Source organism: Cellulosimicrobium sp. AB352 (assembly GCF_049538415.1).
Classification (GTDB): Bacteria; Actinomycetota; Actinomycetes; order Actinomycetales; family Cellulomonadaceae; genus Cellulosimicrobium; species Cellulosimicrobium funkei.
Window position 1 is genome coordinate 1 of sequence record NZ_JBMVFX010000013.1, and the last position, 11,989, is coordinate 11,989.

The 11,989-nt window shown below is 76.8% G+C and carries 10 protein-coding genes; all 10 read left to right on the forward strand.

What is annotated here, in order from left to right; translation table 11 throughout:
* Positions 1 to 958 precede the first annotated feature (958 nt).
* The 10 genes from ACPCUX_RS10830 (at position 959) to murJ (ending at position 11,938) form a co-directional block, all read left to right on the forward strand.
* Positions 959 to 1,777 carry a hypothetical protein gene (locus tag ACPCUX_RS10830; RefSeq protein ID WP_423388742.1) on the forward strand — a complete coding sequence of 273 codons (819 nt, stop codon included), beginning with the start codon at positions 959 to 961 and terminating at the stop codon, positions 1,775 to 1,777.
* On the forward strand, positions 1,774 to 2,796 hold the full coding sequence (locus ACPCUX_RS10835) for an HAD-IIA family hydrolase (RefSeq protein ID WP_423388743.1): 1,023 nt from the start codon (positions 1,774 to 1,776) through the stop codon (positions 2,794 to 2,796). The genes ACPCUX_RS10830 and ACPCUX_RS10835 overlap by 4 nt, the downstream gene beginning before the upstream one ends.
* A 147-nt stretch (positions 2,797 to 2,943) precedes the next feature.
* Positions 2,944 to 3,147: a hypothetical protein gene (locus ACPCUX_RS10840; RefSeq protein WP_076404980.1), complete on the forward strand. Its 204-nt coding sequence runs from the start codon at positions 2,944 to 2,946 to the stop codon at positions 3,145 to 3,147.
* Between the two features lie 2 nt (positions 3,148 to 3,149).
* Positions 3,150 to 4,229: a TlyA family RNA methyltransferase gene (locus ACPCUX_RS10845; RefSeq protein ID WP_423388744.1), complete on the forward strand. Its 1,080-nt coding sequence runs from the start codon at positions 3,150 to 3,152 to the stop codon at positions 4,227 to 4,229.
* Positions 4,226 to 5,227, forward strand: a complete 1,002-nt coding sequence (locus tag ACPCUX_RS10850) for an NAD kinase (RefSeq protein WP_034650767.1) — start codon at positions 4,226 to 4,228, stop codon at positions 5,225 to 5,227. The genes ACPCUX_RS10845 and ACPCUX_RS10850 overlap by 4 nt, the downstream gene beginning before the upstream one ends.
* A gap of 2 nt (positions 5,228 to 5,229) precedes the next feature.
* Positions 5,230 to 6,960: a DNA repair protein RecN gene (gene recN / locus ACPCUX_RS10855; protein WP_085388785.1), complete on the forward strand. Its 1,731-nt coding sequence runs from the start codon at positions 5,230 to 5,232 to the stop codon at positions 6,958 to 6,960.
* Positions 6,961 to 6,966: 6 nt separating this feature from the next.
* Positions 6,967 to 8,154 carry a putative cytokinetic ring protein SteA gene (steA, locus tag ACPCUX_RS10860; protein ID WP_021482582.1) on the forward strand — a complete coding sequence of 396 codons (1,188 nt, stop codon included), beginning with the start codon at positions 6,967 to 6,969 and terminating at the stop codon, positions 8,152 to 8,154.
* 124 nt (positions 8,155 to 8,278) lie between these two features.
* Positions 8,279 to 9,373, forward strand: a complete 1,095-nt coding sequence (locus ACPCUX_RS10865) for a copper transporter (protein ID WP_085388059.1) — start codon at positions 8,279 to 8,281, stop codon at positions 9,371 to 9,373.
* A 1-nt stretch (position 9,374) separates the two neighbouring features.
* Positions 9,375 to 10,214 carry a hypothetical protein gene (locus ACPCUX_RS10870; protein WP_085388058.1) on the forward strand — a complete coding sequence of 280 codons (840 nt, stop codon included), beginning with the start codon at positions 9,375 to 9,377 and terminating at the stop codon, positions 10,212 to 10,214.
* Positions 10,193 to 11,938, forward strand: coding sequence for a murein biosynthesis integral membrane protein MurJ (gene murJ / locus ACPCUX_RS10875; protein ID WP_285678891.1), 1,746 nt, complete (start codon positions 10,193 to 10,195; stop codon positions 11,936 to 11,938). Before ACPCUX_RS10870 ends, murJ begins: the two co-directional genes overlap by 22 nt.
* Positions 11,939 to 11,989 lie beyond the last annotated feature (51 nt).

Below are 11,989 nucleotides of genomic sequence, written 5' to 3' on the forward strand. Positions count from 1 at the left end.
CCACCCCACACGGGGTGGGCCTTCGGCATTTCCGCACCCAGCACGCCGACTCGCTGGTGCCGCAGCACGCCGTGCAGAGCGCGTGCGAGAGCCGCCGACCGGACCGGACGCCACCGCGCATCCACTGCCCTGAGGGACGCCGGGTTGCCGCATCGTGAGCGGGTCGCCGGTGGCACGGCAGGAGCCTCGTCGTCCCGTCGTGGGAGGATGGCCTGCGCAAACTTCAGAACGAGAGGGAACCCCGGTGAACGACACCCCCCGTGAGCCCGAGCCGGATCGTCCGTCCGCGGGCGACGACCGCGGCGGTCGCCGCGACCGTGACGGCCGGCAGGATCCTCCCCGTGAGGGACGTGGCCGGCAGGGCGGCGCGCCGTCGGGCGACCGCCGTGGCGGGCCCGCCCGGGGAGCGGGCCGAGGCGCCGGGGACCAGCGGGGCCGCCGCGAGGGCGGATACCGTGGTCGGCGCGACGACGATCGGGGCCGCCCGGGCGGTGACCGGCCCGCACGGGACGGCGCGAGCCGCGGTACCGGCGGACGCCCGGACCGCGACCGGCGCGACGGGGCTCGCGGCACCGGTGACGCCCGGAGCGGCGACCGCTCCGAGCGTCGGGGTGCGTGGGGCGAGCGTGGCGACGCGTCGCGTGGTCCGCGGCGGGAGTACGGCGCAGCCCGTGACGACCGGTCGCGTCCTCGGGACGGTGACAGCGGGTCGCGTCCGTGGCGTGACGGTGCGGACCGGCCGGCACGGGGCGGCGACGCGGGTCGGGGTCGCTTTGACCGCGACTCCGCGGGCGGGCGCCGGGGACCGGGCGGACCGCGCGACGATCGCCGCGGTGGTGACCGTCCCGGTGGCGAGCGCCGGGGTCACGCCCCGCGCGCCGGGGCGGGGCGCGACCGCGAGGGCTTCGACCGCCGTCCCGAGCCCCGGCACCCTGCCGGCCCGGACCTGCCCGAGGACGTGCAGATCTCCCAGCTCGACCGCGCGGCGCGCGGCAGGCTGCGGACGCTGAGCAAGGACACCGCCGAGGTCGTCGGGCGCCACCTCGTCATGGCCGGCCGTCTCATCGACACCGACCCGGAGCTCGCGTACGAGCACGCCCAGGCGGCGGTGCGTCGGGCGGGTCGCGTCGACGTGGCGCGCGAGGCCGCGGGCCTGACGGCCTACCGGACCGGACGGTACGCCGAGGCCCTGCGCGAGCTGCGCACGGTGCGCCGTCTCAACGGGTCGTCGGAGCACCTGCCGATCATGGCCGACTGCGAGCGCGGCCTGGGGCGGCCGGAGCGCGCGCTCGCCCTCGCGTCGTCGGACGAGGCCGCGACCTTGGACGACGTCGGCCGGACCGAGCTGGCGATCGTCGTGAGCGGCGCGCGCGTCGATCTCGGCGAGCTCGACGCCGCGCTCGCGGCGCTCGACAACGTGCCGCCGGTCGGCCGCGGCGGCGAGCTCGGCGCCCGCGTGCTCCAGGCGCGCGCGTCCGTCCTGGAGCTCGCCGGCCGCACGGAGGAGGCCGCCGAGATCCTCGCCGGCATCGACGCGCGCCTGCTGGCGGCCGCGCTCGGAGAGGAGGACGAGGACGTCGTCGTCTACGACCTGAGCGAGGAGCTCGAGGGGGCGGACGAGGATGCGGACGGCTCGGAAGAGCCCGACGCCACGACCGACGAGCCCGGTGGTGCTCCTGACGCGGACGAGGCCGGGCCGGCGTCGTCCGGCTCGGACGAGGGCGAGACGGACGAGGGCGAGACGGACGAGGGCGAGACGGACGGGGGCGACCGGTGAGCGCGGGCCTGCTCGCGAGCGACGTCGCCCTCGCGGACCGCTACGACCTCGCGCTGGTCGACCTCGACGGGGTCGCGTACCGCGGGCACGAGCCGATCGAGCACGCGTCCGAGGGCCTCACGGCCGCGCGGGGGCGCGGGATGCGGCTCGTCTTCGTGACGAACAACGCGTCCCGCGAGCCCGAGTCGGTCGCGGAGCAGCTCACCGGTCTCGACATCCCGACCACGCCGGACGAGGTGATGACCGCGGCGCAGGCCGCAGCGGCCCTCCTGCGGACCCGGCTCGAGCCGGGTGCGCGCGTCCTCGTCGTCGGTGGCGCGGGTCTGCTGACGGCGGTGCGCGAGGCGGGCTTCGTCGTCGTGGCGAGCGCGGACGACGAGCCGGACGCCGTCGCGCAGGGGTTCGCGCCCGAGCTCGGCTGGACCCAGCTCGCCGAGGCCGCCTACGCCGTCCAGCGCGGTGCCTGGCACGTGGCGAGCAACCTCGACCTGTCCCTCCCGACGGCCCGCGGGTTCGCACCGGGCAACGGGTCGCTCGTCGGGGCGGTGCGGGCCGCCACGGGCGTGACGCCCGACAGCGCCGGCAAGCCGTCGCCCACGATGTACGGCCTCGCGATCGACCGGGCGGGCGCGCGGGCGCCGCTGGTCGTCGGCGACCGCCTGGACACCGACCTCGCCGGAGCGCGTGCCGGGGGCTACCCCGGTCTGCACGTGCTCACGGGCGTGAGCACCGCGCGGGACGCGATCCTCGCGGAGCCCGGGCTGCGGCCGCACTACCTGGGCGCGGACCTGCGCAGCCTCCTGGAGCCGCACCCCGCGCCCGAGCGCGGCGCCGAGGGCTGGTGGACGTGCGGTGACACCGCGGCGCGCGTCGACGACGGCGTGCTCCGGCTGGACGTGCGTGGCGCGGCGACGATCGACACGGTGCGGGCCGCGGCGTCGGCCGCCTGGGCGGCGGTCGACGAGGGCCTGCCCGTCGACCCGGCGAGCGTCCCCGACCTCCCGGTGGGGACGCACTGACGGCACGCGGGGCGGACCACGGCGGCGACGCGCGGCGCGCGGCGCGCTTCCGGCACCGCGCACGGTCGTCCGTGGGACGCTACCGGTAGCGTGGTCCGCGGTCCCGGGGCGACCCCGGGCGACGAGCGACCAGACAGGAGGCAGGACATGACGGACGGTCCGCAGCGACCCGTGCCCGGTCCGCCTCCGGGCCGTGCGACCGACCCGGGCGCCGGCGACGCGGAGGGCGCCCTCGAGCCAGTGCTCGCTCGCCTCGCCGATCTGGACGGCCTCGCGACCACCGACCACGTGGGGGTGCTGGAGGCCGTGCACGACGCGCTGGTCGCCGAGCTGGCCCGCGCGGAGGACTGAGCGTGGGGGAGCGGGACGACGCCCGGCTGGACGGCGAGCTCGTCCGGCGCGGGCTCGCACGGTCGCGTCGGCACGCGGCGGAGCTCGTCGCGGCGGGCCGCGTGACGCGTGCCGGGACGGTGCTCACCAAGCCGTCGACCGGTGTCCGCCCGGAGGACGTCGTCGAGGTGGCCCCCGACCCGGACGACCCGGGCTACGCGTCCCGGGCCGCGTTCAAGCTCGCGGGCGTCCTCGACGCGCTCGACGCGATCGCGGGCGAGAGCTCGGCGGAGTCGGGGGCGTTGCCCCGCGGCCCGGTGGTCGACGGCGCGCGGTGCCTCGACCTCGGTGCGTCGACCGGGGGTTTCACCGACGTGCTGCTGCGGCGCGGCGCGCGCGAGGTCGTCGCGGTCGACGTGGGTCACGACCAGCTCGTGCCTGCGCTGCGCGCCGACCCGCGCGTCGTCGTGCACGAAGGGCTCAACGTGCGCGACCTGTCGCCCGCGCACGTGGGGGTCGTGCCCGACGTCGTGGTCGGCGACCTCTCGTTCATCTCGCTGGCGATGGTCCTGCCCGCGGTGGCCGGCGTCGTCGGGCCCGGGACGGACCTCCTGCTGCTCGTGAAGCCCCAGTTCGAGGTCGGCCGCGAGCGGCTCGGCAGCGGCGGGGTCGTGCGCGACCCGGCGCTGCACGTCGAGGTCATCGCCGCGGTCGCGCGGCACGCCGCGCTGGTCGGCCTGCGGCCGCTCGCCGTCGTGCCGAGCCCGCTCCCCGGTCCGAGCGGCAACCGCGAGTACTTCTGGTGGCTGCGCGCGGGCGACCCGGGCCGGGCCGACGGCGCGGCGTTCGAGGACGAGGCGCTCGAGGCCGCCGCGGCGCAGGCCGTCGCGTGGCAGCCGGGGCCCGACGGCGGCCCGCCCCCGGTCGTCGCGGCCGCCCGCGCCGCGGCTGCGTCCGCCGAGCTGTCCGTCGAACCGCCCGCCGAACCGCCCGCCGAGACGTCCGCCCGACCTTCCGCCGGGGCCGTCCCGCCATCGGCACCGCACGCCGCACCGGGTGCGACCGAGACCACCGACCGACCCCTGACCGGAGGAGCAGCGTGACGCGACGCGTCCTGATCGTCACCCACGGCGGCCGCCCCGAGGCGGTCGTCGCGCTGCACGAGGCGGTGAGCGAGCTCGAGCGCGCCGGGTTCGAGGTGACGCTGCACGACGACGACCTCGCGGAGTCGTTCGGCGACCACATGGCGCGCACGCGGGCGCGCGAGGGCGTCGCGGAGTCCGAGGTCGTCATCGTGCTCGGCGGTGACGGCACGATCCTGCGGGCCGCGGAGCTCACCCACGGCACGGGCGTGCCGCTGCTGGGCGTGAACCTGGGCCACGTCGGGTTCCTGGCGGAGAGCGAGCGCGAGGACCTGCGCGCGGCGGTCGGCCGCCTCGCGGCGTTCGACTACACGGTCGAGGAGCGCACGATCGTCGAGGTCCGTGCCTACCTGCCGGGAGAGCCGGAGCCGCTCGTCGGCTGGGCCCTCAACGAGGCGACGGTGGAGAAGGCGCAGCGCGAGCGCATGATCGAGGTCGTGCTCGGCGTCGACGGCCGCCCGCTCTCGTCGTTCGGGTGCGACGGCGTCATCACGGCGACCGCGACGGGGTCGACGGCGCACGCGTTCTCGGCCGGCGGGCCCGTGATGTGGCCCGAGGTCGACGCGGTGCTCGTCGTGCCGCTCGCGGCGCACGCGCTGTTCGCGCGCCCGCTCGTCGTCGGTCCCCGCTCGACGATCACGGTCGACGTGCTGCCGGACTCGGCGTCGTCGGGCGTCCTCACGTGCGACGGCCGCCGCCGCATCGACCTGCCGAACGGCTCGCGCGTCGAGGTGCGGCGCTCGGACACGCCGCTGCGTCTCGCGCGCCTGAGCACGGCGCCGTTCACGGACCGGCTGGTGTCGAAGTTCTCGCTGCCGGTGGTCGGGTGGCGCGAGCGCGCGGCAAGCGTCGCCGCGACGGCGGGCACCACCGCGGAGCGCGCCGCCGCCGCTCCGGGCGGCGCGGGCGAGACGGCCAGGCTCCCGGGCGACGGGGGCACCACGGACGAGGAGGAGTGAGCGTGCTCGAGGAGATCGCGATCGAGAACCTCGGGGTCATCCGGTCGGCGCGCGTCCCGGTCGGCGCCGGGCTGACGGTGATCACGGGCGAGACGGGTGCCGGCAAGACGATGGTCCTCACCGGCCTCGGCCTGCTCATGGGCGGCAAGGCGGACCCGGCGACGGTGCGACCGGGCGCGGCGAGCGCCGTCGTGGAGGGCCGGGTGCGCGTCGCGGACCGCCCGGCGGTCGCGCAGCGCGTCGACGACGCGGGCGGGCAGGTCGACGACGACGGCTCGGTCGTCATCCTGCGCACGGTCGCCGCGGAGGGCCGCTCGCGCGCGCACCTCGGCGGGCGCAGCGTCCCGCAGGGCGTCCTCGCCGAGATCGCCGACGACCTCGTCACGGTGCACGGCCAGTCGGACCAGCTCCGGCTGCGCACCGCGAGCCGACAGCGCACAGCGCTCGACGCGTTCGCCGGGCCGCAGCACGCCGAGCTCCTCGGGCAGTACCGCGAGGCGTGGGCCGAGCGGGCGGCGCTGCAGGCGCAGATCGACGACATCGAGACGCGCGCCGGCGAGCGCGCCCGTGAGGCGGAGCTGCTGCGCCTCGGGCTCGCCGAGGTCGAGCGGGTCGCGCCCCAGCCGGGCGAGGACGTCGAGCTCACCGCGCTCGTCGCGCGGCTCGGGAACGTCGAGGAGCTCCGGGTCGCCGCGCAGCTCGCGCACGACGCCGTCGCGGGAGACGAGGCCGCGGAGCCGCAGGAGAACGCCGTCGTGTCGGTCGACCGCGCGCGCCGCGCGCTCGAGTCGGTGGCCGGGACGGACCCCGCGCTCGCCCGCCTCGCCGAGCGGCTCGCCGAGGTGGGGTACGTGCTGGCCGACGTGGCCACGGAGATCTCGGGCTACGTCGAGGACCTAGCCGCGGACCCGGCGGGTCTCGAGTCCGCGCACGCGCGCCTCGCCGAGCTGGGGACGCTCACGCGCAGCTACGGGGAGACGGTCGACGACGTCCTCGCCTGGGCGAGCGATGCGGGGCTGCGGCTCCTGGACCTGGACGACGGCGGCGAGCGGCTCCAGGCCGCGACGGCGCGCCGCGACGAGCTCGACGCGGAGCTGGACCGGCTCGGCACGGCGATCACGGCCTCGCGCGAGCGGGCCGCCGCCGAGCTCGCCGCGGCCGTGACCGACGAGCTGCGCGGGCTCGCGATGGGCGGGGCGAGCCTCGTCGTGGACGTCGAGCGGGCAGAGGAGCCCGGCCCGTGGGGCGTCGACGCGGTGACGTTCTCGCTCGTCGCGCACGCGGGCGCTCCCGCCCGCCCGCTGGGCAAGGGGGCGTCGGGCGGCGAGCTGTCGCGCGTCATGCTCGCGATCGAGGTCGCGCTCGCGACGGCCGCCGTCGACGGCACCGGCCAGGTGCTGCCCACGTTCGTGTTCGACGAGGTCGACGCCGGGGTCGGGGGCAAGGCGGCCGTGGAGGTGGGGCGCCGGCTCGCGTCGCTCGCGCGGCGCACCCAGGTCGTCGTCGTCACCCACCTCGCGCAGGTCGCGGCGTTCGCGGACGTGCAGCTCGTCGTCACGAAGGCGTCGGGCGAGGGCGACCCGTCGACCGCGGTCACGGTCACCGGTGTGCGCGAGGTCACGGGGGAGGAGCGCGTCCGCGAGCTCGCGCGGATGCTCTCGGGCCAGGAGGACTCCGACGCGGCCCGCCGCCACGCGGTGGAGCTTCTGGAGTCGTCGGTCGTGGGACGATAGGGCACGATGAGACTCACTCTGCGCAAAGCCTCCCTGCCGGAGGCCGGGTCCGGCACGCTCGGCCCGGCCAAGGTCGACGCGCGCACGAAGGCGCTCACGAAGCGGCTCAACCCGGGCGACGTCGCGGTGATCGACCACGTCGACATCGACCGGGTCGCCGCCGACGCGCTCGTCGCCGCGAAGCCGTCCGCCGTGCTCAACGCGGCCAAGTCGGTCTCGGGCCGTTACCCGAACCTCGGCCCCGACGTCCTCGTCGAGGCCGGCATCGTGCTCGTCGACGACCTCGGCCCCGCGATCATGGCGATCCCCGAGGGCCGCGTGGTGCGGCTCGACGGCGGCAAGGTCTACCTGGGCGACGACCTCGTCGCCGAGGGCGTGCTGCAGAGCGAGGAGACGGTCGCGCGCAGCCTCGAGGAGGCGCGCGCCAACCTCTCGGTCGAGATCGAGTCGTTCGCCGAGAACACGATGAACTACCTGCGCCGCGAGCGGGACCTCCTGCTCGACGGCGTCGGCGTCCCGGACATCCGTACGTCCATCGAGGGGCGTCAGGTCCTCATCGTCGTGCGCGGCTACCACTACCGCGAGGACCTCGCGACGCTGCGCCCCTACATCACCGAGTACCGCCCGGTGCTCATCGGCGTGGACGGCGGCGCGGACGCGATCCTCGACGCGGGGTGGAAGCCCGACATGATCGTCGGCGACATGGACTCGGTCTCCGACCGCGCGCTGAGCAGCGGCGCGGAGATCGTCGTGCACGCCTACCGCGACGGCAAGGCGCCCGGCCTCGAGCGCGTGCAGGAGCTCGGCGTCGAGCCCGTCGTCTTCCCGGCGACCGGCACGAGCGAGGACATCGCGATGCTCCTCGCCGACGACAAGGGCGCCGAGGTGATCGTGGCCGTCGGCACGCACGCGACGCTCGTCGAGTTCCTCGACAAGGGTCGTGCGGGCATGGCGAGCACGTTCCTCACCCGGCTCCGGGTCGGCGGCAAGCTCGTCGACGCCAAGGGCGTGTCGCGCCTGTACCGGCACCGGATCTCCAACCTCCAGCTCTGGCTCCTGTCGATCGCCGGGCTCCTCGCCGTCGTCGCGGCGCTGTGGTCGACGGCGGCGGGCCAGACGTTCTTCGGGATCGTGGGCGCCCGGTTCGACGACCTCTGGTCGTGGATCGGGACGCTCTTCTCGGGCGGCGGCTGATCCCGCCGGGCCGTCGTGGTCGACGGCCCGCGCACGTGCCTGCGGCCCGTGCCCTCCGGCGGCCAGCGCCGACCCTGACCCTTGCCAGCACGCAGCAGCTCGAACCGAAGGACACCACCGCACAGTGATCGACTTCAGGTACCACATCGTCTCGTTGATCTCGGTCTTCCTGGCGCTCGCCGTGGGGATCATCCTCGGCGCGGGCCCGCTCCAGGGCGCGATCGGCGACCAGCTCACCGGGCAGGTGGAGCAGCTGCGCACCGAGCGCAACGAGCTGCGCGACCAGCTCGACCAGGCGAACGTGACGCTCGGCGACGACGCACGGTACATCGAGGCCGCGGGCCCGCAGCTCGTCGCGGGCTCCCTCCAGGACCGTCGCGTGGCCGTCGTCGACCTGGACGGGGCGGACGACGAGCGCGACGACGCGGTGACCGCGCAGCTCGAGACGGCGGGTGCGTCCGTCGTCGGGCACGTGCGCCTCACGGACTCGTGGACGAGCCAGGACGAGGAGAGCGCGCGGCAGACGGTGGCCGAGGGTCTCGGCGACAAGCTGGGCGACGTCCCGCAGGACGCGACCCCCGAGCAGCGGCTGTCGCGCGCGCTCGCGCTGTCGCTCACGGGGGCGGCGCCGTCGAGCACGGAGGAGCGCAGCCCCGAGGCGCTCGAGCTCGAGGCGCTGCTCGAGCGCTTCGCGCTCGTCGACGTGGTCTCCGAGCAGACGCTGCCCGCGGACGTGGTCCTGCTGCTCGGGGGCTCCGCGCCCTCGCCGGCCACCCCCGCCGCGGAGGGTGAGGAGCCGCCCGCACCCGACACCTACGCGGTCGACATCGAGGTCCAGGTGGCCGTCGCCGCGCAGGAGGTCGCCGGAGCCGCGCTGGTCGCCGGCCCGACGGCGGTCTCGGGCGACGTCGTCTCGACGATCCGCGCGAACGAGGACCTTTCCTCGACCGTCTCGACCGTCAGCGGCATCGAGGCCGAGCCGGGCCGGATCAACGTCCCGCTCGCGCTCGCCGCGCGGCTCGCGGACCAGGTGGGGCAGTTCGGGTTCGAGGAGAGCGCGACGGCCGTCCTCCCGCCCGCGGTCGAGCTCCCGCCGGTGACGCGCACGACGGCGTCCCCCGCCGGCGCGCAGGACGCCGCGGCGGGCGACACCACGGGCGAACCGGCCGGTGACGGGGCCGACGTCGAGCAGGCCGGCGACGGCGCGGGGGAGGGCTGACGTGGGGCGCGCGCTGCGCACGCTCGCGGCCGCCGGCGTCGCCGCGACGGTGACGGCCGCGGCACGCCGCACGGCCGGGTCGCGTGCGCCCGGGGGCGCGGAGCGATGGACCCGGACCAACCACCGGGGCGAGCCGATCAGCCTGCTCGAGGGTCCGGCCGTGGCCGCCGGCCTCGTCGCCGGCACGCTCGCGGCGGGAGGCGACGCCCGCACGCGCGCGGCGGTCGCCCTCGCGACGGCGAGCGCGGGCACGTTCGGCCTCGTCGACGACCTCGCGGAGGACACGACGAGCCGCACCAAGGGTCTGCGCGGCCACCTCGGCGCGCTCGCGCAGGGTCGGGTCACGACGGGTGCGCTGAAGATCCTCGGGATCAGCGGCGTCTCGCTCGTCGCGGCGGCGATCGGCACGCGACGCACGGGCGGTGCCTTCGGGCACCTCGTGGACGTGGGCGTGAACGGCGCGCTCATGGCCGGCACCGCGAACCTGCTCAACCTCCTCGACCTGCGGCCGGGGCGCGCCCTCAAGGCCGCCGGCGCGGCGTCGCTCCCGTACCTCGGCACCGCCGCCGCGCCGACGACGGGGGCCGTCCTGGGTGCCGCCGTCGCCGCGGCCCCGGGGGACCTCGGCGAGCGCGACATGCTCGGCGACTGCGGCGCGAACGCGCTCGGTGCCGCGCTGGGCTCCCAGGTCGCGTTCACCGCGCCTCGCCCGGTGCGCTGGCTCGCTCTGGCGGGCGTCGTGGGGCTCACCCTCGCGAGCGAGAAGGTGAGCTTCTCGAAGGTCATCGAGGGCAACGACGCGCTGCGGCGCGTGGACGCGTGGGGCCGGCGCCCGGCGTGAGCGCGGGGGCGGGGCGGCTGCGCGCCGCCACGGGCACCCTGGCGGGCGCCGCCGCGATGATCACGCTCGTGACGATCGCGAGCCGCCTCGTCGGGTTCGCACGGTCGCTCGTGCAGTCCTTCGCCGTCGGCACCGAGGGCGTCGGGTCGGCGTTCACGGCGGCGAACCTCCTGCCGAACGTGCTGTTCGAGGTCGCCGCGGGCGGTGCGCTCGCCGGTTCGGTGGTCCCGCTCCTCGCCGGGCCCATCGCCCGGCGCGCGGGCACCGAGGTCTCGCGCATCGCCTCGGCGCTGCTCGGGTGGACGCTCGTCGTGCTCGTCCCGCTCGGGGCGCTGCTCGCGCTCCTCGCGGAGCCGATCGCGTCCCTCCTCATGCTGCCGAAGCATCCCGAGCTCGTCGACGTCACGGCGACCTTCGTGCGTGTGTTCGCCCTCCAGGTGCCGCTCTACGGGCTCGCGGTCGTGCTCGGGAGCATCCTCCAGGCGCACAAGCGGTTCTTCTGGCAGGCGTTCTCGCCGCTCCTGTCGAGCCTCGCGGTCATCGTCGTCTTCCTCGTGTTCGCGGGTCTGGCGGGGGGCGACCAGAAGGACGTCGCCGCGTTGTCGGGCCAGGCCATCGCGTGGCTCGGCTGGGGCACGACGGCGGGCGTCGCCGTCCTCGCGCTGCCCCTCGTGCTCCCCGTGCACCGGCTGGGCGTCCGCCTGCGGCCCACGCTGCGCTTCCCGGGCGGCGAGGCGGTCCGGGCGCGCAACCTCGCGTTCGCGGGCGTGGGGGCGCTCGTCGCGCAGCAGCTCTCGGTGCTCGCGATCATGGGCGCCGCCTACCGGTTCGGACCGGAGCAGACCTTCCCAACGTACTGGTACGCCCAGCAGGTCTACCTGCTCCCGTACGCGGTGCTGGCGTTCCCGCTCGCGACGAGCACGTTCCCGCGCCTCGCGGAGCACGTCGCGCACGCCCGGCACGACGCCTACCGGCGCCTGCTCGCGACCACGACGCGCACGCTGCTCGTCGTGGCGGGGCTCGGCGTCGCGGCCCTGATCGCCGCGTCGGCGGCCGTCGAGGCGGTCTTCGCCCGCATCGCGACGGGCTCGGTCGACGGGCTCGGTGGAGCGGTCGCCGCGATGGCGGTGGGCATCGTCGGGTTCTCGCTGATCCTGCACCTGTCGCGCGCGCTGTACACGATCGACCGCCAGCGGATCGCGGTCGTCGTGACCGCCGCGGGCTGGCTCGTCGTCGCGGCGGCCGCCTACGTGCTCCCCGCCCTCACGGGCGCCCGCGACCAGGCCGGGGTGCTCCTGCAGCTCGGCCTCGCGACCGCGGTCGGGATGTCGGTCGCGGGCGCGGGGCTGCTCCTCGCGACGCGGCGCCACGCCGGCCCGGACGCGACGCGCGGCGTCCCGCGCACGCTCGTCGTCGTCGCGGTCGGCGTGGCGCTGGGCGCGCTCGCGGGCTCGGCGCTGTCGAGCGTCCTGCTGCCCGACGACGCGGGCTGGCTGCCCGCCGTCGGCGTCGGCGCCCTCGCGGCCCTGGTCGCGGGCGTGGTCGTGGTCGGCGTCTCGCTCGTCGGCGACCGCGCGGCCCTCCTGGGCGTCCTGCGGCGCGGGACGCCGAGCACCGGCGACCCGGCCGCTCCCGGGGCGGGCGACGCCGTCGGGCCCACGACGGACGCGCCTGCGGGGGACGAACCCACGACGGAGGTACCCGGCGACACGTCGCCGAGGTGACGCGCCCGTGACGCGCGCCCGGACGCGCGCCGGGTCGCGCGTCGAGGCGAG